Source organism: Citrobacter sp. T1.2D-1 (assembly GCF_950098555.1).
GTDB lineage: Bacteria > Pseudomonadota > Gammaproteobacteria > Enterobacterales > Enterobacteriaceae > Citrobacter_A > Citrobacter_A telavivensis.
Genome location: NZ_CATNHH010000006.1, coordinates 89,372 through 113,960, shown reverse-complemented (window position 1 = coordinate 113,960; position 24,589 = coordinate 89,372). Strand labels below are relative to the sequence as shown.

The window sequence follows — 24,589 nt, the reverse complement described above, 5'->3', positions numbered from 1 at the left end:
GCGCCCCTGAGGCGCTTTTTTCGTTTCTGCGCTTACTGCTTTAATAGCCCGATAAAAGCCTCATATCCCTTTAATTCGCAAATGGTTTCAGCGGGATGACTACACAGCACGCTGGCCAGATAGCTAAAGATTTTTAGCTCATGACGCGCATCGGCGGCAGCGCAGGCGATCAGCACATGGCTCACGGGTTCATTATTGACCTGAACGGTATGCGCGAGGGTAATGAAGAATCCGCGAAAACGCCGCTTTTGTTCGCTCCAGCAATGGGGGATTGCCAGATGATTGACTATCAGGTTCTCACCTTCGCCTTCACGGGCGCAGATGCGTTGTGACTCATCGTCGGTAATCTGGTGTTGCGTCACAAGTCGGGTACAAATCTGGCGAATGATGTCGGGCCAGCCTTCGTTGGGGGTATTTGAATAGTGGAAACTGCCTGATTCAGAAAAGAAACGTTCCGGCTGCTGGCGAATAAAAGCAGTGGCAAGAAAGCTTTTAATTTGTTCAGTGCCGGCAGAGGAAATGATGTTCTTGATGGTCAGGACATTTTTTAATGATTCATTCAGCAAATAATGGCTGTTATTGACGATCAGTAGCGGTTCCACCTCCTGACTTATTGAGATCACCTCACCGGGAGTTCGTGCAATGATTACCCGGCAATTTAATACGTCACGCTCAATGGCCTGCTGGTTAATGGTGGCAATTGCATTTTGATCGGATAACAAAATGATGGGCTGACGCTCATTTTGATGCCGCTCCAGCGCACAGGCAAAGTAGAGCCCGATCAGATCGCTGTCGAACAACGGGATAGCGAATTGTTCACGCAATAGGGCAATGAAACGCAGGCTCATATCGAACGCGGCGGGCCAGGCGGCTTTCAGGTTATTCATGCTGCTCTGGCGATGTTCCGGAACCCAGATTGGGGCCGAAACGCATCTGCGCAGGTGATCGGTAATATTATCAACCAGTTGCGTATCAATGATGTTCAACGCGGCGACACCGGGTACACGTTGTAGCAAAGAAGCCACAGCGTCGGCAGATATTGTCATTGCCTGCTGTTGCTGCGTTTCCAGCAGTCCAGACAGCGTGTTGAACGCGTTTTCGCCGAGATAGATCCCGCTCTGCTCTACGATATTTTTTAGCAACGTATGCCGACATTCTGGCCATGCGCGGGTGAGTTGATTACGCAGCGCATAGACCGCCAGTACCAGGCTCGCAAGATATTCTCCCGACATCAGCGCAAACGCATCAAGACTTTCGCAGGCGGTGTTGAGTCGTTCAATATTGTCTCGTGTCACGCCAGGGAGCGGAATTAACAGCGGATCTTTTTTAAGCAGATTCGCCAACAGAACAATGCGTTTTTCTTCAGGTTCATCAATGAAATGGCCAACGCCCGGGCGACTGGAAAGGCAAAATGCACGTTCATAGCGTTGCTTCAGACGCGAAAGACGATCGGCAACCCAGGTCTCCGGCAAGTTAAGCGAAGCGGCCAACTGTACGCGGGGAGTAAAGGGATTCAACAGCAGGAGCGCCAGCAACCGGTCATCATTATCATGACGTTGCAGAAGCTGGAAAAAGCTGCGTCTGTCGATGATATCCAGTTGATAGCCTGCGCTACCGCCAGGCTGAATACGGGCCTTACCGCTGAGCGTAAAGTTGATGTAATCAATATCGCGCAGGATGGTTCTGCCCGAAACGCCAGTTTGCCGCGCCAACGCGTTTAGCGAGCAGGGCTGCTGTTCAAGAAGGTCGACGAGCGTTAACTGGCGTTCGCTGAGCATCAGTTCACCTGACGAAAGTCGGTGAACGCGTTGACCTTATCTGTCGTCAGCGACATCAGCAGTTCGCGCACCAGCGTAAACAGAGCATCATAGTCCTTCGCGGAAATCATACCGCTGTTGGCGTGAAGGTAACGGGTGGGTAAACAGAGCGCCGCTACCGGGCGACCACCGCCCATCACGTTATAGCGCCCGCCGTCCGTCGCCCCGGTTTTCATGGTGCAAAACTGTACAGGAACAGTACGGCTTTCCGCACTCGCTTTTAACGCAGCAACCAGTTGCTGATTGGGGAAATAACGTTTATCAAACAGCATCAGGCCAGGGCCCGCGCCCAGTTTCAAGGGGTATTTGATGCTGTCGATGCCGGGCACATCGCCTGCGACCGCCGTATCCAGCACGATAACCACGTCAGGTTTGATATGTTCTGCTGAGGTTTGCGCCCCGCGCAGTCCGACCTCTTCTTCCACGCTGCCGACGCCGTAAAGCGTAATGTCGGGGTTATCCACCGTCTGTAACAGCTCCGTCATCAGCGCACAACCGACTCGGTTATCCAGCGCTTTGCCAACGATTTTATCCTCACCCCAGCGGGCAAAGTTCGCTTCCGGGCTAATAAAATCACCGATCGCAATGCCGCGTTTTTCCACCTCTTCGCGGCTGTTCGCGCCAATATCAATGAACATATCGTCAAAGGTCAGCGGCTGCTGTTTCTGCTTATCCGTTAAGGCGTGCGGCGCAACGGAGCCGATGATTCCGGGGATTTTTACGCCTTTGCGGGTGCGAATGGCGACCCGATGGTTCAGCATTGATTGACTCCACCAACTGCCAATGGTGGTAAAGCGCAGAAAACCATTATCGTCGACATGCGTGACCATAAAGCCAACTTCATCCATGTGACCGACGATCGCGACCTTTGGCCCGCGGTTGCCTTTGCGGGCGACAAAACTGCCGAGACCGTCAAAGGTAATGTCATCTACGTTGTGCTCCAGCGCGTTGATGAGGATATTACGCACTTCTTGCTCATCACCGCTGACGGCGCTGGCTTCGCATAATTGCTGAAGTAACTCAATGTTCATGTGCAAGCTCCTGCTGTGCGGCTTTACGTCTGAGCCACAATCCCTTCAGGATAATAATCAACGAAATGTTCAGCGCCAGACCGATTGCCAGCACCAGATAAAAGGAACCGACCGGCGACATCAGGCCGATCAGAGGGTCAAAGATACCTAATCCTGGCGCGAGACGTTTGATTCCGAAGGCGATCACCAGCATGCCGGTTATGCCGCCTGAGAGCGTATTCGCGGTAATCATCGGCAGCGGTGCGGCCAGCGCGTAGGGAATCGCCGGTTCGGTGGCGACGGTGGCGCCGACCACAATCGCGCTGCTGGCGGCCGCCTTTTCTTGTTGAGTAAACAGTTTTGGCGTCAGGTATGTCGCGATACCTGCTGCGACGGGCGGCATCAGTGCCACAACGCCGACAATGGCGTACCAGTCATAGATATGTTTTTCCAGCAGCGAAAAGCAGAAGAACCATGCGGTTTTGTTGATTGGCCCCCCCATATCAAACGCCAGCATTGCCCCAACGAGGAAGGCGGCACCCATTTTCATGGAGGGCGGAATGGTATTCAGGAAATGCAGCAGACCGCCCATGATATCTGACATCACCGGGCCGATGACGTAATACGTTAATACGCCAAACACCAGCAGAGTAACAAACGGGATCAGCATTGAACCGAGTAGCGGCTGGAGCGCTTTGCCGAGACGGACTTTACGAAACCACAGCACGAAATAACCGATCGCCAACCCCAGCACGACCGCGCCGAGAAATCCCGCGCCAGACTGAGTGCCGAGCAGCCCTTTATCGTTAGCGAGATAACACACTAAAAATGCCGGAGCAAAGGCGGGTTTATCCGCAATCGACCACGCGATATATGCCCCCATAATCGGGATCATAAAGGTGAAACCCAGATAGCCGATGGATTCGACAATCCAGGTAAATGACGGCGCGCCTTTCGACATATCGGTATAGGGCAAGCCGAACTGGACCAGCATATTGGCGATAGCGACCAGGATACCCCCACCAATAACAAACGGCAGCGCAGCGGAAACCCCGGCCATCAGATGGCTCATGATGCTGCCCTGTTGGACATCCTGTTTACCCAGCTTCACGCCGCTATCTGTGGCAAAAATCTGCGAATGAGAAGGTAATTGCGTGAAAATTTGGTCGATGTTTTTCAGTGCCTGTGAAATGGCGATCTCATAGACTTTTTTCCCGGCGAAACGCGCCCTGTCTTCACCGCCTAAGCCTCGCCCGGTGGCTAAAATGACATAATCAGCCGCGGCAATTTCATCCTGCGTCAGGCGGTTTTCGACGCCGCTTGCCCCCTGGGTTTCGACTTTAATGGTATGGCCGAGCGAACGCGCTTTTTGTTCCAGCGCTTCCGCGACCATGTAGGTGTGAGCAATGCCCGCAGGACAGTTGGTGATTGCCACTAAACGTAAGGATGACTGCATAGCCGCTTCCTTATGAGGTTAAGGTCTGATTTAACAGGGCAAGCACCTGGCTGGCGTCACCCTGCTTCAGTTGATTGATGAAATCCTGATGGATAATTTTGCGGCATAGCGTGCCGATGATTTTGACCTGGTCCTCTTCACCGGTTTGCGGCACGCCGAGGCAAATCCAGCAGTTGACGCCTTCGCCGTCGCTCGCCTTCCAGTCAAGACTCTGGGTTTTACGGGCAAACAGAACAAAGGGTTGCTTCACGCAGATGCTTTTTCCGTGAGGAACGGCGATGCCTGAGCCGAATCCCGTGGAATGCAGTTTTTCCCGCATCAGTAGCGTTTGCAGAAATAACGAACGATCGGTGATATAGCCATTCTTAAACGCTATTTCCGCGAGTTGTTTGAGGATGGAATAAGGGGTATTCCCCTGAATATTCAGATCAATACAGTTTGCGCCGACTGCTGGCATAGAGTGACTCCGTTAAAATCTTTTTTATGATTTTAACGATGAACGGACGATGAGATGAGCGGCAATATGTCGGCGGGTAATGACATAATTCGCGCTAAGCATGTGCAGCCTTTGTGCGCAAGCCCACATTTTGACGCCTTACACCGGGAAAAATAGAGGCGTTGTGGACCTCTTAATCGTAAAAAAAAGCGATGGTTATCACATTTTTCTCTTTTTATAAAAGCGACATAACCCGTTGCCGAGGGAGTCTTAATGGCGATTTTTTCATGCTTTATTAACTCAATGATAAGTAAGGGAATTGAAAAGTAATCTCTGGATAAAATTCAATTTATAAATGAGATATATATCACAAAAAACAGCTTTATAATGAGCCTGTCAATATTAGGTGATTACGAATTTATCAGCATTATGTGATCTTCATTGCAAATATCAAGCATGGAGTCAGGGAAAAATGTTTCTACGGACGCTTCGGAGGAAACACAATGAAAATGGGTATTGTCATTAGTGGTGGAGACGTTTCTGGAATAAATAATTTCATATTCCAGGTCGCCAGACTCGCGGATGCAAAAATTACGTTATTCAATGGTGGTATTCCCGGTTTACTGGAGAAAAATCACCATGACGTGACATGGCGGGATTTGGTCGATTTTTCTATCGCGGCGATACCTGTCATTACCTCAGGAAGAACCACCCGGAAGTTGCAGCGTAGCGAGTATGAAGCGATCGCCAGAAAACTTAAGTCGTTGCACATTGATGTGCTGATTATGGCGGGTGGCGACGGCAGTTTACAGTTTCTCAATACCCTGAGCGAGTTTGATATTAATTGTTTTGGCGTAGGAATGACTATCGATAATGATGTTTATGGCAGCCATTATACGATTGGTTTTTCGACCGCCTGCGAACAGATTATTAAGGAGGTTTCACGTTTAAGAAATACCGGCAGAGCGCTGCCCGGCCGCGTGTTTATGGTGGAATTGTTGGGCGGATATTGTGGTGAATTAACCCTGCAATCGGCCATTAAATGTAATGCAGATATTGCCCTGATCCCGGAATCCCAGATGCCGCTTGAAACCTTAGCGCAGCGGGTGAAGCAGAAACTGGCCATCCAGAACAGCGTGATTATTCTGTGCTCCGAAGGCTACACCCGAGAATATTCTCCCGGCTTTCAGGGAGCGATTGACACAATGATTAAACAACTCGAACCGCGAATTGGCGAGCGAATTCGTAAAACGATAGTCGGTTACGGTTTACGGAATGGCGATCCGACCTGTGAAGAAATTTATCAGGGCACCATTATGGCGAGCGAAGTGGTTCGGTGCATCCAGTCAGGGATGAAAAATAAAGCGATTATTATAAATCAAAGTAATAAACCTATTCCGATTGATCTCGTAAGTATGAAAAAACGTCTGGTTGATACAGAAGGACATCATTACAAACTTGCCAAACAACTCAATATTATTTGAGGAGACCTTACATGCTGAAAATTCTTTGCGTATGTGGCTGCGGCCTCGGTTCAAGTTTTGCTATTGAAATGACGGCGAAAGCGGTTTTAAAGAAACTGGAAATTCCTGCGCATATCGAACATACCACGGTATCCGAAGCGGGAGCGTTTAAATCTGACATGATCCTGACGCAAAAAACCTTTGCTGACATCTTAACGGCTGATGCCAGCGAAGAAGAAATTAAACGGGTCGTGGTTCTGAATAAGCTCACAGACAAAGACGAAATTGAAGCCAAGATCGTCGCGTTTTTAAAAGAGCGGAATCTGAAGGTAGCCCATTATGAATAGCTTCGTTGAATTCATCGTTAAAGATTTGCTCGGTCAGGCGTCGATATTAATTGCTTTTATCGCGATGCTCGGGCTTATCCTGCAAAAGAAATCGCCGGGAAAAACCGCTGAAGGCACGTTTAAAACGTTGCTCGGTTTTTTAATCATGATGGCCGGGATTAACATTATTGTCGCCACACTGACCTTCCTGAACGATATTTTTACTCAGGGATTTGGCATGAAGGGTTACATTACCGATGTGGCCGCCATTGCCGGATTAGCCAACCGCGAGTTGGGCTCAGAAGTGGCGTTAACCCTGATGGTGATTTTTGCTGTCAACATCATCATCGCGCGTCTGACGCCGCTGAAATACATCTTCCTGACCGGACAGGCGTTATTGTGGATGGCGACCATTGGCGCGGTCATTGGCTATAAATCGGGTCTTACCGGACTGCCGCTGATTCTGACCGGTGGTATTTTTGGCGGCATCATGGCGGTTCTGATGCCTGCGCTGGCGCAACCGGTGGTCAGACGTATCACCGGCTCGGATGATGTGGCGCTGGGACACTTTTGCACCATTGGCTACCTGGTACAGGCGGCGGTGGCTAAGGTGGTGGGCAAAGGGTCCCGCTCCACGGAAGACCTCGAATTACCTGATAACTTCAAGTTCTTACAGGATACCTACCTCGCAATGGCGGTCGTGATGGTACCGATGTACCTCATTCCGGCGCTGGCGGCGGGTCCGGAATATATCGCCCAGTTCTCCGGTGGTGTTAACTACCTGATGTATGCCTTCATGCAGTCCATTCAGTTTGTGGCCGGCGTCTTCGTGCTCTACAGCGGCGTGCGTTTGTTGCTCAACGAACTGGTTCCGGCGTTTCGCGGTATCGCCATGCGTATCGTCCCGGATGCTAAGCCCGCGCTGGATTGCCCGGTGCTGTTCCCTTATGCGCCCAACGCGGTGATTGTTGGATTCCTGGCGACAACCGTTGGTTCCATCATTGGCATGCTGGTGTTCCCGATGTTTGGTCTGGCGATGATTCTGCCGGGTCTGTTAACCAACTTTTTTGCCGGGGGGACGGCGGGGGTGTTTGGCAATGCGCTGGGCGGTCGTCGCGGGGCGATGATCGGCGGCGTGGTTCACGGTTTGTTCATCACCTTCTTGCCTGCGATTCTGGTGCCGATGCTGGAAACCTACGGTTTCACCGGCGTCACGTTCAGCGATTCAGACGTCATCAGCTCTGGCCTCGTCTTAGGTCACGCCTTCCAGAATAACTGGCTCTTTGTTGCGTTGTTCATTGTTTTTGTTGCCGCACTGGCATGGTTCGTAAACGGTAAATCCGCTAAGCCAAAAGGGGAAAATGTTCATGAGTCTGTATAACTTCAACGAGATCCTTAAAATCGGCCAGGAAAGAAATTTCAAAGCGATTGGATCTTTTAACCTGCACTGTATTGAAATGCTGCCCGCGTTTTTTAAAGCGGCGCAAAAAACGAATAGCCCGTTGATGATTCAGATTTCAACCGGGACGGCAGAATATCTGGGCTATCGCCTGTTAGTGGATGCGGTACGTTCGCTGGCAGAGAGCGAGAATGTCCCGACCTGCCTGCATCTGGATCACTGCTCTGATATCAGCGCCATTGAGACGGCGATGAATGCCGGGTTTTCCTCGGTCATGTATGACGGCTCGCACCTGGGACTGGAAGAGAATATCGGTAATACCCGCATCGTGGTGGAGATGGCACGACCACGAAATATTACGGTGGAAGGCGAGCTCGGGGCTATCGGCGGCTCAGAGGATGGTAAAGCGGTGGCGGCGGAGGATATCTGCTTTACGACGGTAGAAGATGCCAAACGCTTTGTTGATGAAACGCAGGTCGACATGCTGGCGGTGTCGGTGGGCACGGTGCACGGTTTGTATACCGGTAAGGCGCAGATTCAACATCAGCGGCTGAAAGAGATCAGCGCCGCGACCGCTGTTCCGCTGGTATTACACGGTGGAACAGGGGTGAGTGATGACGATATGCGTCTGGCGGTTACCGAAGGCATTAATAAAGTGAATGTCGGTACGGAAATGAACGTGCAATGGGTCGATCAGTGTAAAAACACCTTTGAGAAAGGCAAGGTGAATGACAGCGTACGTAAGTTTTTAATTCCGGCAAATAATGCGGTAACCCAGGTATTAATGGAAAAGATCGCTTTATTTAAATAACGCCGTTATTAATGAATGATATTTTGTTGCCCTGTTGTCCATCAGGGCGGGGGATCGCTATGTTTGAATCTTTGAAATCGTTATGGAAAAAAGAAACACGCCCGCCGGAAGAATATGATGAACAATCCCGTGTTCTGGCGGAAGAAATCGCCAGGCTGGAAGGTGAACTGCAGGGCAACCCAGGTAATGGCGAAATACAGAAAGCATTAATGCTTACCTATAATCGGGCGCTGTCGGTTTATGCCAAAAGCCAAACGTACCGACAGGAAATTGATTCGCTTTTTGTACGTATAGATGAGTTACGTAATGTTATTCGCCGGAATATTTAGAGCCAGATTCATTAAGCTCTTAGGGAGTCGTCATGACGATAAAAGAATTACTTATCGAGGCCGATGCGATTCAGGTTGGCGTAGCAGAAACTGACTGGCAGAAGGTGATTCAACTGGCGGCCAGTCCATTGGTTGCAAAAGGGTATATTTCAGCGGAATACGGTCAGGCGGTTATCGACAACACCCTCAGTCATGGGGCGTATTATGTGTTTGATGAAGGTGTCGCGATCCCCCATGCCCGTCCAGAGTGTGGGGTGAAGCGTAACTGTTTTAGCATGGTGCTGCTGGATAAGCCCATTCAGTTTGCTGACAGTGAAGCCGCCGACATTGTCATTATGTTTGGCGCGCAGGACAGTAATGCGCATATCGAAGAGGGCATTCGCGCCATCGTCGCCTTACTCGACAATGATGAACGCATGGCGAAGCTGCGAGCGGCAAGTTCCCGCGAAGAGGTGGTCGCGCTGCTATGAAACGACACCTCTCGCCAGACTGTAAAACAGTCATTTTAATCAACGGGATCCCCGCTTCAGGTAAAAGCACGATCACCCGGCAGTTATCGGAAGCATTTAGCCTGCCGCTGCTGACGATTGATGGGATCAAAGAGCCGTTTATGGCGCGCTTTACGGATATCGACCGGCCTTTCAATCGGCAGTTAGGCTGTGCGGCCTATGAGGTGATCTGGTCGATTATCGGCCACTCTCCGGCGAGCGTCGTCTGGCTGGTTGACGCCTGGTTTGGCTTTCAGCCTCGTGAAACGTTACTGCGACTATTGCAGCAGGCGGGCGTTGAGAAGGTGGTTGAGGTGTGGAACCACATTACGCCCGAGCTCGCGGTGACGCGCTACGCCACGCGGCTACAGGCCCGTAAGTCGGGCCATCCTGGTGAGGAGTATCTGCCTGAACTGGCGCAACTGGCAGCACGCGCTGAGCCGATGCGGCTCGGGCCGGTATTAACGGTAGACCAGGCGCAAGCGTTGGATATTAACGCCGTTATCACCTGGATAGACGAACAGATAGCGAAAACCTGAACGACAAATTGTCGTTAACACGTTAAGGGCGCCCACGGGCGCTTTTTTAGTGTATCCCCGCCATCCGCAGCAGTGCCGTGACCACGGCAGCGGCAATAATCACCACAATCAATGGCATTTTTCGCCAGGCGAGGAAGACCGCGAAGGCGACGCCGAGGACGCGCGCCATGCCGGCAAAGTGCTCGCCTTCATAAAAGGTGGTGGCCAGCGCGACGGAAAACAGCAGTACCGTAGCGGCATCGGATAACAACGCCTGAGAGCGTTCAGAGAGTGCCAGTCGGCTGCCGAGTTTGGCGCCGCCGAGGCGCATTAAATAGGTTCCCGCCGATAAAATGGCGATGCCGACGATGAACAGCGTCATGTTGCCCATTATTTCTTCCTCGTCAGTAAACCCAGCAGGGAGAGCAGAACCGGCAGTCCGACCGGTGCAAAGGGAACGGCGGCGAGCGACACGACGGCACCGCTCAGGCCACGAATCAACGTGGTGCGGTTTTTAAACGCCGGGACGACGAGTGCCAGCAGGATGGCCGGGAACACGGCGTCCAGTCCAATGGTTTCCGGGGCGGGCAACAGTTGCCCCACCACCGTACCCAGCAACGTTCCCAGCGGCCACAGAATGGCGACGCCAAGGCCGCACAGCCAGTAGGCGGCTTTGCGCTGCTCCGGGGTTTTCTGCGACAGGCCGAACACCACGCTTTCATCGTTCATAATATGGCAGCCGAAAAAGCTTGCCGCGCGGGTGCCGACCAGGTCGCGTACCGTCACGCCAAACGGGACATGACGGGCGTTAACCAGTAAGCCAGCAGCGGCGGCGGCTAACGGATTGCCGCCGCTGGCGATAATGCCAATAAACATAAACTCGGACGCCCCCGCCAGCACACAAATAGAGAGTATAAACGGCACCCAGACCGGGAAGCCGTAAGCCATCGCCAGCGAACCGTAGGACATCCCCACCACGCCTACTGCCAGGCAGACCAGAAAGATTGCTTTTATTGTGTCTGCCTTCAGACAGGAGAAGAAGCGCGTCATGATTTAGCCATATCGAACGAATTTCCATTATAATGAACGCAACACAGATGTTTGACAAGATGAACGATTCGTTCGATATAAAAAACATGGAGTCGTGTATGACACAACCCATCAGCGTGATTGCTAAGAGTCTGGTTCGCGAACGTCAGCGAACGGGGCTGTCTCTGGCAGAAATCGCCCGACGGGCGGGGATTGCCAAGTCGACGCTTTCCCAACTGGAAGCGGGAAATGGTAATCCTAGCCTGGAAACGCTCTGGTCGCTCTGCGTGGCGCTGGATATTCCCTTTGCGCGGCTGCTGGAGCCGCAGGCGCAAAAAACGCAGGTGATCCGTTGCGGTGAGGGCACAAAAGTGGTGGCCGAACAGGCGCACTATCAGGCGATTTTACTGGCCGCCTGCCCGCCAGGCGCACGGCGCGATATCTATTTGCTGTTGACCCAGCCTGGAGCCGACCGCATTTCTCAGCCGCATCCGCCGGGATCGATCGAACACATTATTGTGACGAAGGGAAAAGCGCTGGTCGGCCTGACGGAAGCCCCAGAAGTGTTAGGTGAGGGCGACTATATTTGTTATCCCGCCGATCAGGAGCATATCTTTAAAGCGCTGGAAGCCGATACCCAGGCGATTCTGGTGGCTGAGCAGAGTTTAGCGAACCTGGAATTTCACCGCTATGGTATGCAAAAGGCGCCATCGAATGATTACTCTTAACTATTTTCTTTCTTAATTCATATTTAATTATTTTTATGATATTTCGTTTATTTTAGCCCTTTTGTTATATTCCTCACGAACTGAAAGCTTTCGGCGTTTACACAAAGAAAGCTGCGTGTTAGTAATTGTTGGCCTGTGGCGTTGTAACAGTTGATTATTATTTTTATCAATTGCTGCCGTTTTTAAATATAAAAATAATACATATTACCTTGTTATTCACTCTGCGTATTTCTAAAGGAAATACGCTGTTCATTATTTATTTAAAGGAACGCGAATAAATGAAGGAATCGACGCTGGCTTTAGCAATAGGTCTATTATTAGTTGCTAATAATAGTTTTGCTAAAACGCAAAAAATGACACTGGAACAACGACTCGAACAGCTGGAAGCGCGACTGGAAGCGGCAGAAAACCGGGCGGCGAAGGCGGAAAATCAGGTTCAGCAATTACAGACCCAGCAGGCAACTGAAATACGTGAGATTAAAGCGGCACAGGGCAATACGCCCGTAAACGGTCAGACCTCTGCGGAGGAGACGAAAAAGAATGCCGCGACGCCGAATCTGCTGCTGTCCGGTTATGGCGATCTGAAAATCTACGGTGACGTAGAATTCAACATGGATGCGGAAAGTAATCATGGCCTGCTGGCAATGACCAATGCCAATGTTAATAACGATCCGACTAACGAACAGTGGAATATTAATGGCCGAATTTTACTGGGCTTTGACGGCACGCGTAAGTTAGATAATGGCTATTACGCCGGATTCTCCGCTCAACCGTTGGGTGATATGAAGGGCATGGTGAATATTGATGATGCCGTCTTCTTCTTTGGTAAAGAGAATGACTGGAAGGTGAAGGTCGGGCGCTTCGAAGCCTACGATATGTTCCCTCTTAATCAGGATACGTTTATTGAGCACTCGGGGAATACCGCCAACGATCTGTATGACGACGGCAGCGGCTATATTTACATGATGAAAGAAGGCCGTGGTCGTTCTGATGCCGGCGGCAACTTCCTCGTCAGCAAGCAGGTGGATAACTGGTACTTTGAGTTAAACACTCTGCTGGAAGAGGGGACCTCACTTTATAACGATGACGAATTCCACGGTCGGGCAATGGAACAACAGAGGAGCGTTGCCTATTTGCGTCCGGTTATTTCGTGGTCACAGGATGCGTTCTCAGTTGCTGCCGCGATGGAATCGAACGTCGTCAATAACGCTTATGGTTACACTAATTCAAACGGTAAATTTGTCGATCAGTCCGATCGTACCGGTTACGGTATGACAATGACGTGGAATGGTTTAAAGACCGATCCGGAGAATGGCATCGTGGTAAACCTGAATACCGCGTATCTGGATGCCAACAACGAAAACGACTTTACTACCGGGGTGAACGCGCTGTGGAAGCGTTTTGAGCTGGGCTATATCTACGCGCATAACAAGATTGATGATTTTGAAGGGGTAGTGTGTGATGACGGCTGCTGGATTAACAATGAAGGCACCTATGACATTCATACTATTCACGCGTCGTATCAGTTCGCTAATGTGATGAATATGCAAAACTTCAATATTTACCTTGGTGCATATTATTCGATTCTGGATAGCGACGGGGATAACGTGAACGGTGACGATTCTGACAGTCGCTATGGTGGGCGCGTCCGCTTTAAATATTATTTCTAAACGAAAGGGCCCGGTAGCGCTGATGCCTACCGGGCTCATCGGTTACTCCAGATAAAACACGTCTTTCAGCTCCGCGCTCACCGGGCTGTTATCCGGGTTTGCGGGCATGACGTCACGCATATGCTTCCACCAGCGCTGACAAACGTCGGTGCTGGCAACGGCGTTCCAGCGTTCTTCGGACTCAATCTCGACGGTTGCGAACAGCAGATTGCGGTCTTTATCGAGATAAATCGCGTAATGATGCGCGCCGTGAGCCTTCAGCACCGCTTCCAGCTCTGGCCAGATGGGATTATGACGACGCTGATATTCCTCGTGCGCGTCGGCATTCACCTGCATCACGAACGCTTTGCGGATCATAACGCCTCCAGGTACAGCTCGCGCACATCGTCACGGCTGGCGGTACGCGGGTTGCACGGTGCGCAAGGGTCTGCCAGCGCTTTGTCCAGCCAGCCTTCGATATCCTCTTTAGTGACGCCGAGCTGGCTGAAACCTGTCGGAATGCCGACGCGTTTGCTCAGCGCGCGGATGGCGTTGATTGCTTCCTGACTCGCGGCTTCATCGCTCATACCACGGGTATCAACACCCATCGCCTGCGCGATACGGGCAAAACGCGCTACCGCGTTCGGACGGTTAAAGTTTTCGATAATCGGCAGCAGGATAGCGTTACAAACGCCGTGCGGCAGGTTATGCGTGGCACCCGGCTGGTGCGCCAGAGCGTGAACCAGTCCCAGACCGGCGCTGTTAAACGCCATACCCGCCAGATACTGACCAAATGCCATCTGCTCGCGCGCTTCCAGGTTGTGACCATCATCAACCGCTTTTGGCAACCACAGGTTGATCAGGCGAATCGCCTCCAGCGCATTGGCGTCGGTTAGCGGGTGCGCGCCGACAGAAACATACGCTTCCACCGCGTGAGTCAGCGCATCCATGCCGGTTGCCGCCGTTACGGAGGCCGGGATTTCCAGCATCACGCTGGCATCGTCCACGGCGATGTCCGGGATGATGTTCGGATCGATGATGACCTCTTTCACCTGGCGTCCGGAGTCGATAATGACCGCGTTACTGGTCATTTCGGCGGCTGTCCCAGCGGTGGTATTGATAGCAACCAGCGGCACGCCGGGGTTTTTCACTTTACCTACGCCGGAATAGGCGGTGGAGGGGCCAGGGTTTGCGGTGAGTATTTTCACGGCTTTGGCGGTATCGATCGGGCTGCCGCCGCCAAAGGCGATGATGTAATCACAGTTCGCACCCTGATAGGCCGCGTAACCTTTTTGTACCAGCGCTTCGGTCGGGTTCGGGAACACTTCATCGAACAGGTGGTACGACATTTTGTGCTCATCCAGCGCCGTAAACAGGCTGTCGAGCAGGCCCAGCTTAACCAGTTGACCGTCGGTGACGATCAGCGCTTTGCCCCATTGCTTATTCGCAACGAGGTTCACCATATCGCCAATCGCGCCCGCGCCATGCAGACTGATTTTTGGAAGTGCCAGCATAAAGCTCATGTTTTTTCTCCTTAAAGTGATGATATTTCCGGCGGCAAAACTCCATGTCGCCGGGGGGATTCAGATTCGTCGTCGTTGCATAACCCGGCGCGTCAGGATGGGCAGCGAGATAACCACAATCAGCATCGCGCCGATAATGATCGACATGACGATGCCCGGCACGTTGAGCAGACTCAGACCGAAGGTCACCAGCCCCATCAGGAAGGCCGCGATGATGACGCCGGTCATACTGCCGGAGCCGCCGAGAATATTGACGCCGCCCAGCACCGCCATCGTTACCACCGCCAACTCCCAGCCCATCGCGATGGTGGGACGCGTACTGCCAAGTCGGGAGGTGAGCAACACGGCGGCCAGTCCCGCCATGAGTCCGACCAGGGCGAATAAAATCAGGTTGTGGCGTTTGACGTTAATGCCGGAATACCACGCGCCCACCGGGTTATTGCCGATGGCGTAGGTGCGGCGACCAAAGTTTGTTTTGTGCAGCAGGAAGGTGAACGCTATCGCCAGCACGATAAACAGCGCGAACTCGAACGACAGCGCCCCCCAGACATAGCCCTGACCAAACCACGCAAAGCTCTCCGGCCAGGCATTCAGCGCCTGATCGCCGAGCAAAATGTAGGTTATGCCGCGATACAAGCTCATGGTGCCGATGGTTATCACAATGGACGAGAGGTTGAACCGCGTGACCAGGATGCCGTTCAGCAGCCCGCACAAGAGTCCGGTTCCCAGTCCGACACAGACCAGCAGGGGCGTATCCATCCCCGCCGCCGCGCAGAATCCCATGGCTGTCGAACTGAGCGCCAGGGTCGAGGCCACCGAGAGATCGATCTCCCTGGCGATAATCAGCATCGCCATCGGCAGCACGATGATCGCTTTTTCGGTGAAGTTGAACGTCGCGTCGGAGAGATTCCAGATATTAAGGAAGTACGGCGAGGCCAGCGCATTGACGATAAATACCGCCAGGGTGACGGTAAGCAGAAAACCTTCCCAGCACAACAGGCGTTGCCAGACCGCACGCGTATCGGGGGCGCGTTCGATCGCTTCAGACGTCATCACTTTACTCATGAGTTCACCGCCTGTTTTTGCCGTGCCAGTGCCGCGTTGCGCAGAATTAAACGGCCTTTCTGTTTATTGCTGCGTTCATTAAGCAGAACGGCAATCACGATCACCGCGCCGGAAATGGCCATCTGCCAGAAAGGTGAGATGCCAATGACGGGCAAAGCGTTATTGATCACGCCGAGGAACAACGCGCCACACAGGCAGCCGAGAACGCGACCGATCCCTCCCATCGTACTGATCCCCCCAATCACACAGGCTGCCACAACCTGTAACTCAAAACCGTTAGCTACATCGACATAGGCAACAGCGAATCGGGAAATCCACAGGTAGCCGCAGAAACCGGCGAGGGCACCCGACAGGCAGAAGCTGACGAACTGCATTTTCCCGGCGTTGATCCCGGTGTAGTACGCTGCGGTGGCGTTACCGCCTGCGGTGTAAAGCGCCCGCCCAGTGCGGCTGTAGCGCAGGAAGTAGCTCACCACGATAACGGCGGCGATAGCACACCAGCTCAGCACCGGCAGGCCAAGCAGGACGAAACGGGGAAGGGCGAGGAAGCTGTCGCTCATCTGATGCGAGTTAATCCAGCCACCGTTCGACAGCAAAAAGATAATGCCGCGATAAATACTCATGGTGCCGAGCGTGACCACAATTGCCGGAATACCTAATTTCCAGACCAGCAGACCGTTGATCATCCCCATCACCAGGCCACAGGCGGTTGCCAGTAACATCAACGCCCAGACGGGGATCTCAGGATGCTGGAAGTTGAGCAGGGCGACGATCATCCCGGTGAGCGCCAGATTGGCGGCCATCGACAGATCGATACCTTTGGTTAGCAGCACCATCATTTGCCCGAGCGCCAGGATGATAAGAATGGCGGTGTCATTGAAGATTTCGGCCAGGTTGCCGGGGGAGACAAACGACGGGACGCGACTGCCGATGGCGGCGATCATCAGGAGGATGACCGCCGCCAGCAGGGCTTCGCGATGTTTAAGCAGACGCTGAATCATTATGCTGCCTCCTTAGCGATGCCGCTGGCGGCGCTGACAATGGCCTCCGCCGTGGCTTCACCGGCGCGGTATTGCGCGACCATCAGCCCTTCGTGCATGACAATAATTCTGTCTGCCATGCCCATCACTTCCGGGAGTTCTGAGGAAACCATGATCACCGCCAGACCTTGCGCCACCAGTTCGGACATAAACTGGTGCACTGCCGCCTTCGAACCGATATCAATGCCTTTGGTCGGTTCGTCGAGAATAATCACTTCAGGATGGGTGGCGAGCCATTTGCCAATGACCACCTTTTGCTGATTGCCGCCAGAGAGCGTTTCGACCGCCTGACGCCAGCTAAAGGCTTTGACCTGCAGGCGTTTGGCGTAGCTGTCAGCCAGTTGCCACTCCCGCGCCGCATTGAGCACGCCGCGCGGATTCAGCTTACTCAACTGCGGCAGGCTGATGTTCTCGGCGATACTCATTTCAATGATTGCCCCCTGTTTTTGCCGCTCTTCCGGCACGCAGACAATACCGGCGCGAATTGCATCGGCGGGCTGATGAAAATGAATGGCCCGCCCGTTGAGGCGGATCTCACCGTGAGAAGGCCGGGAAACGCCGGACAGCGCCTGCATCAGTTCGGTACGCCCCGCGCCCACCAGTCCGTAGAAGCCGAGGATCTCCCCTTTTCTCAGGGTGAAATCAATGTGAGCAAATTCGGTGGGATGACAGAGATCTTTCACCTCCAGCACCGTCTCGCCTTTCTCACTGGCCACTTTCGGGAAGGTTTGGGTAATGGCGCGTCCCACCATCATGGCGACCATCCGCTCTTCGCTAATCTCATGGATGTCGCCGGAACTGACAAACGCGCCGTCGCGCAGAATGGTGTAGTAGTCTGCCAGCTCAAAGATTTCATCAAACTTGTGAGAGATAAACAGAATCGCTTTGCCTTCCTGCTTCAGGCGCTCAACGATTTGATAAAACTCCAGAATTTCGTGCTGTGACAGCGCTGCGGTTGGCTCATCGAGAATCACCACCTGGGCCTCAAAGGAGAGCGCACGGGCAATGGCCACCATATGGCGCTGCGCGATACTCAGGGTTTTCAGCGTGGCGTGCGGATCGATCTGCACCTCAAGCCGGGTGAGAATTGCCAGTGCCCGACGGTGCATTTCTGGCCAGTCGAGCTTTTTGAGAAGACCTTTATACAGGTACTGGCCGACAAAAATATTCTCGGTCACTGACAGCTCATCGAACAGCACCGTTTCCTGATGAATCGCGGTGATGCCGACTTTATGCGCCGCTTCCGGATTCGGGAGCCGAACAGGAATAGCTTTGTAGAGGATTTCCCCCTCTTCTGGCTGATAGATACCGGTCATCACTTTGACCAGCGTGGATTTCCCCGCGCCATTTTCGCCCACCAGCGCGGTCACTTTGCCAGGCCAGAGATCGAGTTGCACGTTCTCAAGGGCGCGCACGCCGGGGAATATCTTGGTGATCCCATGAAGTTGTAGTAAAGGGGTGGACATGTCAGTTCTCCTCTTCATGTAGCGTTGCCGGATGGCGCTAACGCTTATCCGGCCTACAAAACGTATCGGTACTCGCCGGCCGGATAAGCACAACGTCATCCGGCGGCGTGACCCTGGGATCAGAAGATTTTTGAGAACTTATCTATGTTGCTGGCATCGTAGACGAATGGCTTAGCCATCGCGCCATTGCCGTCGGCATCCAACTGCACTTTGCCCAGTCTCCCCATATTGGCTTCGGTTTTGCTGGCGGTGCCTTTGACCAGATCGACCGCCAGATATGTTGCCGCATAGCCCAGATCGATAGGGTTCCAGATCGCAAAACTTTTCGACGCGCCCGACTTCACCGCCCCCGCCATTTCAGACGGCAAGCCAAGGCCGGTCACGTACACTTTGCCAATTTTGCCCTGATCCTTCACCGCCTGTGCCGCGGCGACAATGCCGACGGAAGAAGGGGAGACGATCACTTTCAGGTCAGGGTAAGATTTGAGCAGCCCCACCGCTTCACGGTAGCTCTTGTCAGAGAGATCGTCGCCATAGGCCACGGTCACCAGGTTGATGGACGGATACTGCGCAAGCACCTTTTTCATCTCCGCAATCCAGATATTCTGGTTGGTCGACGTTGGCGTGGCGCTCAGGATCGCCACATCCCCTTTCTCCACGTTCAGCGCCTTCAGCGCATCGGCGGCGAGCTTGACGTTGGTTTCGCCGATCAGCGCATTATTCGACGGATTAAGGTGGATCTGCCGACCCGCAGGCGCCACGCCGGAATCCCATGAGACCACTTTGATCCCGCGCTGCATCGCTTTTTTCAATACGGGCACGACGGCATCGGGATCGTTGGCGGAGATGGCGATCGCATCAACACCCTGGGCGATCAAGCCGTTCAGAACTTCGATCTGGGCTTCTGCGGTGGTCGTGGTGGGACCGGTGTAGATCACGTTGACATCACCGATCTCTTTGGCGGCTTCCTGGGCGCCGACGTTTGCGGCTTCGAAGAATCCATTACCTAACGATTTCGCCACCAGGGCGATTTTCACTTCAGCTAAAGCGGAACCGGACAACGCCAGAATGGCAACGGTGAGGATCAAGCTTGTCTTTATTTTCATTGCTTTTACTCCACATAATGTTGATTCCCATAGGGAATGGTTTGGATTTGCAGGTGACAGAGTTCGCCCCGTCTCAGTGAGCGGGGCGCGATGTTGTTATCAATACAGTTCTAATGCACTGGCGAGCGGGGTGACGCCAAAGCGTTTACCCAGCGCAATCAGGTCCTCGCGGCTGATGGTTTGCTTCATACCGCCCATCGACAGCACTTTGACTAACACTTCAGCGGACTTCTCGGCGGTATCGATCAGCCCAAACGCTTCATCCAGCGTCGGGCCGCTGCCGAATACGCCGTGGAATGGCCACAGCACCAGCGAATGTTTCTGCATTTCTTGCGCGGTAGCCTGACCTATCTCGTCGGTGCCCGGCACCATCCACGGCAGAATGCCCACGCCATCCGGGAAGACCACCAGACACTCGGTACTGCCTTCCCACAGTTTGCGGGTGAAAAGCGCGGTGCTGTTTTCCAGCACATAGGTCAGGGCGATCAGGTTGGTGGCGTGGCAGTGCATGATCACGCGATCTTTACCTTGAGTGGTCTGGATGCGCTCGCAGTGTGACAAGAAGTGTGCCGGTAGCTCAGAGGTGGGAACCGCTTCGTTCGTCAGCCCCCATAGAATGTGGTAGCCCGCCCCGTCGCTGTCCACTTTCACGATGCCTAAATTGGCGGCGGGATCGAGCTGTACGTTGCGGAAGAATTTACCGGAGCCGGTTACGATAAACGGCGTGTTCGCCAGCAGCGGCATTGGCTGGCTCAGGGCAATGTAGCGCGGCGCACGATGGAAGTCGGCGCTGAAGGGGGAGAGGTCCGCGTCGTCGAGACGCAGCGTCAGGTTGCCGCCGTTGCGCTCATCCCAACCTTTCAGCCAGGCATCGGAAGTGGCTTTAATCATTCCCTGAACAAACCAGGCGTCGAGAATATTTTGCATAAAAGATGTACCTGTCTTAGTAAATGCCCGATGGCGCTGCGCTTATCGGGCCTACGATGTTGAGAGTGCCAGTAGGCCGGATAAGCGCAGCGCCATCCGGCAATGATGCGTTAACCGCGTTTGCTCAAAATCTCTTTCTCATAGGTGCGAACGCTCTCCAGCCACTGGCTACCGGTTGGCGTGTCATGGCGCTGGCAATACATCTCCCATACCGCCTGCCACGGCAGACATTTCTGCTCTTCCAGCAGTGCCAGACGCGCGGTGTAATCACCGCTGGCTTCCAGTTGACGCAGATGTTCGGTCGGTTCCAGCAGGGCGCGCAGCAGCGCTTTTTTCATGTTGCGGGTGCCGATGACCCATGCCGCGATGCGGTTGATGGAAGCGTCGAAGAAGTCGAGACCGATGTGGACGCGGTCGAACAGGTTGTGGCGTACGATCTCGCTGGCAATCGCCTGGGTTTCATCATCCAGCAGCACCACGTGGTCGCTGTCCCAACGCACCGGGCGGCTCACGTGCAGCAGCAGACGAGGCACGTACAGCATGGCAGCGGAGATCTTGTCGGAGATCACTTCAGTGGGATGGAAGTGGCCGGCATCGAGACACAGCGCGGTCTGGCGACTGGTGGCGTATCCCATGTAGAACTCGTTGGAGCCGACGGTGTAGCTTTCCGCGCCGATACCAAAGAGTTTGCTTTCGACGGCGTCGATATGGTGCGCCGGATTCAGTTTTTCACTGATGACCTCATCCAGCGCCTCCATCAGGCGCTGACGCGGGGCCAGACGGTCCACAGTGACATCTTTCATGCCGTCCGGGATCCAGATATTCATCACCGACGGCGTACCCAGTTGTTCACCAAAGTAAGCGGATACGCGGCGGCTGGCCTTGCAGTGGTCGATCCAGAACTGGCGGATGTTGTCATCGGCGTGCGCCAGCGTGAAGCCATCTGCGCTCAGCGGATGCGAAAAGCAGGACGGATTGAAATCCAGACCGAGTTGATGCGCTTTTGCCCACTCCACCCAGTTTTTAAAGTGCTCCGGTTTGATATTGTCGCGGGCGACCGGGGTATCCGATTCCAGATAGATAGCATGCAGATTCAGTCGTTTGGGACCTGGGATCAGGCTGATCGCCTGTTCCAGATCGGCGCGTAGCTCACGGGCATTGCGCGCTTTACCCGGATAGTTGCCGGTGGCCTGAATACCGCCGGTTAGCGACCCTTCCGGGTTTTCGAAACCGGCTACGTCATCGCCCTGCCAGCAGTGCATCGAGACCGGCAGACGATCGAGCTGGCGCAAAGCCTCCTCGACATCAATACCTACTGCGGCGAAGCGTTGTTTCGCCAGTTCCCAGGCTTGTTCCAGTTGAGTGGTCATGCGCAAAGCTCCTTTGTCTGTCGTTTTGAATGAAATTGCGCGATATAGCGGGCAATCTCACTATCAGGATTGGGGGTAAAAGTGGTCAGGTTGTCGTTGGCGGTGACCACCTGGCGGAAGTCATCGACGTTGCTCAGTTCATCCAGCGTCATCAACTGGATACCAATGTTGCCGAGCGTGGAGGCTTCAACAGGGCCGGCGATGACGCGGATACCGCAAGCATCGGCGCAAAGCTGGTTCAGCAAGACGTTCTGGCAGCCACCGCCAACAATATGCAACTGGCTGAAAGACTCGCCGCGCAGCGTCGCCAGTTCCTGCAACACATCGGCGTACAGCAGCGCCAGGCTGTCGAAAATACAGCGGGCCAGTTCCGCATCGCTGTCGGGCACCGGCTGCCCGGACTCGCGGCAGGCGGCCTGAATTTCGGCACTCATGTTGGCGGGGTTGATAAAGCGATCGTCATTCGGGTTGATCAGGAAACGACAAACGGGCAATGACCGCGTGGCGGCAATTAACGCGGACAGGTCGTCCACCTGACGCTCTTTCAGCACACGCTGTAACAGCCACAGTCCCATGATATTTTTCAGTACCCGATAACGCCCTTCCGCGCCGCCTTCGTTAGTGATGTTCGCTGCCAGTGCGGCGTCGTTGGTGTAAGGCGTTCTGCTTTCAAAGCCCATTAACGACCAGGTGCCGGATGAGAGATACGCGCTGTGTTTATCGGCCAGCGGCGAGGCGATTACCGCGCTGGCGGTGTCATGACTGGCGACGGCCACCACCGGGATTTGATTTTTCTGTGGGCAAATCCAGTAACCAATCACGTTGCCCGGATGCGTGGGGCGGCCAAACCAGGCGTTGTCCGCCCCCGTCCACGCCAGCAGCGTTTCATCCCAGTCGTCGCTGTTGATATTCACCAGTTGAGTGGTGGTGGCGTTGGTGTATTCCCAGTTCAATTCCCCGGTCAGACGAAAGCTGAAGTAGTCGGGAATCAGCAGGGCGTGCGCGACCTGCGCAACCTGCTCCGGCTGTTGTTCGACCTGTGCGCGCAGTTGGTAAAGCGTGTTGAAGGGCAGGAACTGGATCCCGCTGCGTTGATAAATCGCGCATTTACCGAGCTGTTCCTGCGCGCGCTGCATCACTCCCGTGGTGCGGCTGTCACGGTAGGAAACCGGTAGTCCGACACGTTGACCTTGTTTATCGAGCAGGACATAGTCCACGCCCCAGGTATCAATACCGATACTGTCAATGCGGATACCTTCATCGCAGACTTTTTCCAGACCCAGGCGGATGGCGTCTTCGAGGCTGTCGAGATCCCAGGTGTCGAAACCGTCCTGCTTTTGCAGGCAGTTAACGAAGCGGTGAATTTCACGCAGCGTCAGGGTGCGATGTTCACTGTCATAGCGCGCCAGCATTACGCGTCCGCTGGAGGCGCCAAGATCGACAGCGACACAATGGCGAAAAGTCATAGTGAGGTCCTTCTGAGTTTCATTAAGCCCAGTCTAGAAAACCTCGTCATGGCTCACCTTCTTGTTACTGACAGGCAAAATTGGCCGCTGGCAAGAAAGCAAAGGTGAACGTGATAACGTTCACAGTTTCCGGTAATAAGCGCGATATCCCCTGATGTGACGCCGTCCGCATTTCCGGATCTTTCCCGTCTTTTCTTGAAAAATTGACCCTGTTTGCACGGTTTCGTGTCAAAAATTTAAGGTGAGGTGGCTAACCCTTAATTACTATTTCTGACATGTTCATTTGACCCGGATGCCATCATGACCGTACTGCACAGCGTGGATTTTTTTCCATCAGGTAAAGCGCCCGTGGCCATCGAGCCCCGGCTACCGCAGCCTGCTTTTCCAGAGCATCATCATGATTTTCATGAAATTGTGATTGTGGAACATGGCACCGGTATTCATGTGTTCAATGGGCAGCCCTATACCATCAGCGGCGGTACGGTTTGCTTTGTCCGCGACCATGACCGGCACTTGTATGAACATACGGACAATCTTTGCCTGACCAATGTGCTCTACCGCTCGCCCGATGCGTTCCGCTTCCTGGCCGGACTGGATCAACTGCTGCCGCAGGAACAGGATGGCGTGTATCCCTCCCACTGGCGGGTAAATCAGGGTGCGCTGCAACAGGTGCGTCAACTGGTGGCAAAAATGGAACAGGATGGCGATGAGAGCGATCTCCCCGGCGTGGCCAATCGTGAAATTCTGTTTATGCAGTTGCTGGTGCTGCTACGCAAAAGTAGCCTGATGGAAGGGGCGGAAAATAACGATGCACGGCTGAATCATCTGATGGCCTGGCTGGAAGATCATTTTGCGGAAGAAGTGTGCTGGGAGGCGCTGGCCGGTAGGTTCTCGCTGTCCCTGCGCACATTGCATCGCCAGTTGAAGCAACAGACCGGATTGACGCCGCAGCGCTATCTCAACCGTCTGCGTTTAATCAAGGCCCGCCATCTGTTACGTCATAGCGATGAAAGCGTCACGGAGATCGCCTATCGCTGCGGTTTCGGCGACAGTAACCACTTTTCGACCCTGTTTCGCCGTGAATTTGACTGGTCGCCGCGCGACATCCGCCAGGGACGGGATGCGTTACTTCAGTAACGCGAATACTATCAACGTTTTTCGCCGCCA

24 protein-coding genes and 1 pseudogene are annotated in these 24,589 nt (G+C 53.6%); 10 read left to right on the top strand and 15 right to left on the bottom strand.

Features of this window, described 5'->3' with window-relative positions; translation table 11 throughout:
- Positions 1–32 precede the first annotated feature (32 nt).
- Genes QQZ17_RS08145 through QQZ17_RS08130 form a run of 4 tightly spaced genes read right to left on the bottom strand, consistent with a single transcriptional unit; the run spans position 33 to position 4,740 of the window.
- Positions 33–1,778: a putative frv operon regulatory protein gene (locus QQZ17_RS08145; RefSeq protein WP_152401097.1), complete on the bottom strand. Its 1,746-nt coding sequence runs from the start codon at positions 1,776–1,778 to the stop codon at positions 33–35.
- A complete protein-coding gene (locus tag QQZ17_RS08140; protein WP_152401099.1) occupies positions 1,778–2,848 on the bottom strand; it encodes an aminopeptidase in 1,071 nt (356 codons plus the stop codon). The genes QQZ17_RS08145 and QQZ17_RS08140 overlap by 1 nt, the downstream gene beginning before the upstream one ends.
- The gene (locus tag QQZ17_RS08135) at positions 2,838–4,283 is read right to left on the bottom strand and encodes a PTS fructose-like transporter subunit IIBC (protein WP_152401101.1); all 1,446 of its coding nucleotides are present in this window, start codon (positions 4,281–4,283) and stop codon (positions 2,838–2,840) included. The genes QQZ17_RS08140 and QQZ17_RS08135 overlap by 11 nt, the downstream gene beginning before the upstream one ends.
- 10 nt (positions 4,284–4,293) lie before the next feature.
- Complete coding sequence (locus tag QQZ17_RS08130) at positions 4,294–4,740, bottom strand: PTS fructose transporter subunit IIA (RefSeq protein WP_152401106.1); 447 nt, start codon at positions 4,738–4,740, stop codon at positions 4,294–4,296.
- A 482-nt stretch (positions 4,741–5,222) separates the two neighbouring features.
- Between QQZ17_RS08130 and QQZ17_RS08125 the strand changes: the two genes are divergently transcribed.
- Genes QQZ17_RS08125 through QQZ17_RS08095 form a run of 7 tightly spaced genes read left to right on the top strand, consistent with a single transcriptional unit; the run spans position 5,223 to position 10,074 of the window.
- A complete protein-coding gene (locus QQZ17_RS08125; RefSeq protein WP_152401108.1) occupies positions 5,223–6,203 on the top strand; it encodes a 6-phosphofructokinase in 981 nt (326 codons plus the stop codon).
- Positions 6,204–6,214: 11 nt separating this feature from the next.
- Positions 6,215–6,529 (top strand): PTS sugar transporter subunit IIB, encoded by a 315-nt coding sequence (locus QQZ17_RS08120; protein WP_042325486.1) that lies wholly within the window; start codon positions 6,215–6,217, stop codon positions 6,527–6,529.
- On the top strand, positions 6,522–7,889 hold the full coding sequence (locus QQZ17_RS08115) for a PTS sugar transporter subunit IIC (RefSeq protein ID WP_125370347.1): 1,368 nt from the start codon (positions 6,522–6,524) through the stop codon (positions 7,887–7,889). The genes QQZ17_RS08120 and QQZ17_RS08115 overlap by 8 nt, the downstream gene beginning before the upstream one ends.
- Complete coding sequence (locus QQZ17_RS08110) at positions 7,876–8,718, top strand: class II fructose-bisphosphate aldolase (protein ID WP_152401111.1); 843 nt, start codon at positions 7,876–7,878, stop codon at positions 8,716–8,718. Before QQZ17_RS08115 ends, QQZ17_RS08110 begins: the two co-directional genes overlap by 14 nt.
- A gap of 59 nt (positions 8,719–8,777) precedes the next feature.
- On the top strand, positions 8,778–9,047 hold the full coding sequence (locus tag QQZ17_RS08105) for a hypothetical protein (protein ID WP_152401113.1): 270 nt from the start codon (positions 8,778–8,780) through the stop codon (positions 9,045–9,047).
- A gap of 32 nt (positions 9,048–9,079) precedes the next feature.
- A complete protein-coding gene (locus QQZ17_RS08100; protein WP_042325494.1) occupies positions 9,080–9,517 on the top strand; it encodes a PTS sugar transporter subunit IIA in 438 nt (145 codons plus the stop codon).
- Positions 9,514–10,074, top strand: a complete 561-nt coding sequence (locus QQZ17_RS08095) for an AAA family ATPase (RefSeq protein WP_152401115.1) — start codon at positions 9,514–9,516, stop codon at positions 10,072–10,074. Before QQZ17_RS08100 ends, QQZ17_RS08095 begins: the two co-directional genes overlap by 4 nt.
- Before the next feature lie 46 nt (positions 10,075–10,120).
- Here QQZ17_RS08095 and QQZ17_RS08090 read toward each other — a convergent pair whose 3' ends face one another.
- Positions 10,121–10,444: an AzlD domain-containing protein gene (locus QQZ17_RS08090; RefSeq protein ID WP_152401117.1), complete on the bottom strand. Its 324-nt coding sequence runs from the start codon at positions 10,442–10,444 to the stop codon at positions 10,121–10,123.
- A complete protein-coding gene (locus QQZ17_RS08085) occupies positions 10,444–11,103 on the bottom strand; it encodes an AzlC family ABC transporter permease (RefSeq protein WP_152401118.1) in 660 nt (219 codons plus the stop codon). The genes QQZ17_RS08090 and QQZ17_RS08085 overlap by 1 nt, the downstream gene beginning before the upstream one ends.
- Before the next feature lie 98 nt (positions 11,104–11,201).
- On the opposite strand from QQZ17_RS08085, the pseudogene QQZ17_RS08080 reads away from it, so the two are divergent.
- Both QQZ17_RS08080 and QQZ17_RS08075 read left to right on the top strand, forming a co-directional pair.
- Positions 11,202–11,747: pseudogene (locus QQZ17_RS08080) on the top strand (helix-turn-helix domain-containing protein); the annotation flags it as partial.
- 341 nt (positions 11,748–12,088) lie between these two features.
- Positions 12,089–13,480, top strand: coding sequence for a carbohydrate porin (locus QQZ17_RS08075; RefSeq protein WP_152401120.1), 1,392 nt, complete (start codon positions 12,089–12,091; stop codon positions 13,478–13,480).
- Positions 13,481–13,522: 42 nt separating this feature from the next.
- On the opposite strand, the gene rhaM is transcribed toward QQZ17_RS08075, so the two are convergent.
- The 9 genes from rhaM to rhaB all read right to left on the bottom strand — a co-directional run bounded on the left by rhaM (position 13,523) and on the right by rhaB (position 23,422).
- Positions 13,523–13,837 (bottom strand): L-rhamnose mutarotase, encoded by a 315-nt coding sequence (rhaM, locus tag QQZ17_RS08070; RefSeq protein WP_152401122.1) that lies wholly within the window; start codon positions 13,835–13,837, stop codon positions 13,523–13,525.
- Positions 13,834–14,982, bottom strand: a complete 1,149-nt coding sequence (gene fucO / locus QQZ17_RS08065) for a lactaldehyde reductase (protein WP_152401123.1) — start codon at positions 14,980–14,982, stop codon at positions 13,834–13,836. Before fucO ends, rhaM begins: the two co-directional genes overlap by 4 nt.
- 60 nt (positions 14,983–15,042) lie before the next feature.
- On the bottom strand, positions 15,043–16,047 hold the full coding sequence (locus tag QQZ17_RS08060) for an ABC transporter permease (protein ID WP_152401125.1): 1,005 nt from the start codon (positions 16,045–16,047) through the stop codon (positions 15,043–15,045).
- Positions 16,044–17,048, bottom strand: a complete 1,005-nt coding sequence (locus QQZ17_RS08055) for an ABC transporter permease (protein ID WP_152401127.1) — start codon at positions 17,046–17,048, stop codon at positions 16,044–16,046. Before QQZ17_RS08055 ends, QQZ17_RS08060 begins: the two co-directional genes overlap by 4 nt.
- A complete protein-coding gene (locus QQZ17_RS08050; RefSeq protein WP_152401129.1) occupies positions 17,048–18,553 on the bottom strand; it encodes a sugar ABC transporter ATP-binding protein in 1,506 nt (501 codons plus the stop codon). Before QQZ17_RS08050 ends, QQZ17_RS08055 begins: the two co-directional genes overlap by 1 nt.
- A gap of 119 nt (positions 18,554–18,672) precedes the next feature.
- Positions 18,673–19,659 carry a rhamnose ABC transporter substrate-binding protein gene (gene rhaS, locus QQZ17_RS08045; RefSeq protein ID WP_152401132.1) on the bottom strand — a complete coding sequence of 329 codons (987 nt, stop codon included), beginning with the start codon at positions 19,657–19,659 and terminating at the stop codon, positions 18,673–18,675.
- Positions 19,660–19,758: 99 nt separating this feature from the next.
- The gene (gene rhaD, locus QQZ17_RS08040) at positions 19,759–20,586 is read right to left on the bottom strand and encodes a rhamnulose-1-phosphate aldolase (RefSeq protein ID WP_152401134.1); all 828 of its coding nucleotides are present in this window, start codon (positions 20,584–20,586) and stop codon (positions 19,759–19,761) included.
- A 110-nt stretch (positions 20,587–20,696) separates the two neighbouring features.
- The gene (gene rhaA, locus QQZ17_RS08035; protein WP_152401137.1) at positions 20,697–21,956 is read right to left on the bottom strand and encodes an L-rhamnose isomerase; all 1,260 of its coding nucleotides are present in this window, start codon (positions 21,954–21,956) and stop codon (positions 20,697–20,699) included.
- A complete protein-coding gene (rhaB, locus tag QQZ17_RS08030) occupies positions 21,953–23,422 on the bottom strand; it encodes a rhamnulokinase (protein WP_152401140.1) in 1,470 nt (489 codons plus the stop codon). The genes rhaA and rhaB overlap by 4 nt, the downstream gene beginning before the upstream one ends.
- 300 nt (positions 23,423–23,722) lie before the next feature.
- Between rhaB and rhaS (QQZ17_RS08025) the strand changes: the two genes are divergently transcribed.
- Positions 23,723–24,559, top strand: coding sequence for an HTH-type transcriptional activator RhaS (gene rhaS / locus QQZ17_RS08025; RefSeq protein WP_152401142.1), 837 nt, complete (start codon positions 23,723–23,725; stop codon positions 24,557–24,559).
- Positions 24,560–24,589 lie beyond the last annotated feature (30 nt).

Coding starts and splice junctions, on each gene's coding strand:
- QQZ17_RS08145 (WP_152401097.1), bottom strand. CDS start 1,778: ATGCTCAGCGAACGCCAGTTAACGCTCGTCGACCTTCTTGAACAGCAG.
- QQZ17_RS08085 (WP_152401118.1), bottom strand. CDS start 11,103: ATGACGCGCTTCTTCTCCTGTCTGAAGGCAGACACAATAAAAGCAATC.
- rhaS (WP_152401132.1), bottom strand. CDS start 19,659: ATGAAAATAAAGACAAGCTTGATCCTCACCGTTGCCATTCTGGCGTTG.
- QQZ17_RS08060 (WP_152401125.1), bottom strand. CDS start 16,047: ATGAGTAAAGTGATGACGTCTGAAGCGATCGAACGCGCCCCCGATACG.
- QQZ17_RS08130 (WP_152401106.1), bottom strand. CDS start 4,740: ATGCCAGCAGTCGGCGCAAACTGTATTGATCTGAATATTCAGGGGAAT.
- rhaD (WP_152401134.1), bottom strand. CDS start 20,586: ATGCAAAATATTCTCGACGCCTGGTTTGTTCAGGGAATGATTAAAGCC.
- QQZ17_RS08110 (WP_152401111.1), top strand. CDS start 7,876: ATGAGTCTGTATAACTTCAACGAGATCCTTAAAATCGGCCAGGAAAGA.
- QQZ17_RS08090 (WP_152401117.1), bottom strand. CDS start 10,444: ATGGGCAACATGACGCTGTTCATCGTCGGCATCGCCATTTTATCGGCG.
- QQZ17_RS08120 (WP_042325486.1), top strand. CDS start 6,215: ATGCTGAAAATTCTTTGCGTATGTGGCTGCGGCCTCGGTTCAAGTTTT.
- QQZ17_RS08095 (WP_152401115.1), top strand. CDS start 9,514: ATGAAACGACACCTCTCGCCAGACTGTAAAACAGTCATTTTAATCAAC.
- QQZ17_RS08050 (WP_152401129.1), bottom strand. CDS start 18,553: ATGTCCACCCCTTTACTACAACTTCATGGGATCACCAAGATATTCCCC.
- fucO (WP_152401123.1), bottom strand. CDS start 14,982: ATGAGCTTTATGCTGGCACTTCCAAAAATCAGTCTGCATGGCGCGGGC.
- rhaS (WP_152401142.1), top strand. CDS start 23,723: ATGACCGTACTGCACAGCGTGGATTTTTTTCCATCAGGTAAAGCGCCC.
- QQZ17_RS08100 (WP_042325494.1), top strand. CDS start 9,080: ATGACGATAAAAGAATTACTTATCGAGGCCGATGCGATTCAGGTTGGC.
- QQZ17_RS08140 (WP_152401099.1), bottom strand. CDS start 2,848: ATGAACATTGAGTTACTTCAGCAATTATGCGAAGCCAGCGCCGTCAGC.
- QQZ17_RS08125 (WP_152401108.1), top strand. CDS start 5,223: ATGAAAATGGGTATTGTCATTAGTGGTGGAGACGTTTCTGGAATAAAT.
- rhaA (WP_152401137.1), bottom strand. CDS start 21,956: ATGACCACTCAACTGGAACAAGCCTGGGAACTGGCGAAACAACGCTTC.
- rhaB (WP_152401140.1), bottom strand. CDS start 23,422: ATGACTTTTCGCCATTGTGTCGCTGTCGATCTTGGCGCCTCCAGCGGA.
- QQZ17_RS08115 (WP_125370347.1), top strand. CDS start 6,522: ATGAATAGCTTCGTTGAATTCATCGTTAAAGATTTGCTCGGTCAGGCG.
- QQZ17_RS08055 (WP_152401127.1), bottom strand. CDS start 17,048: ATGATTCAGCGTCTGCTTAAACATCGCGAAGCCCTGCTGGCGGCGGTC.
- QQZ17_RS08105 (WP_152401113.1), top strand. CDS start 8,778: ATGTTTGAATCTTTGAAATCGTTATGGAAAAAAGAAACACGCCCGCCG.
- QQZ17_RS08135 (WP_152401101.1), bottom strand. CDS start 4,283: ATGCAGTCATCCTTACGTTTAGTGGCAATCACCAACTGTCCTGCGGGC.
- rhaM (WP_152401122.1), bottom strand. CDS start 13,837: ATGATCCGCAAAGCGTTCGTGATGCAGGTGAATGCCGACGCGCACGAG.
- QQZ17_RS08075 (WP_152401120.1), top strand. CDS start 12,089: ATGAAGGAATCGACGCTGGCTTTAGCAATAGGTCTATTATTAGTTGCT.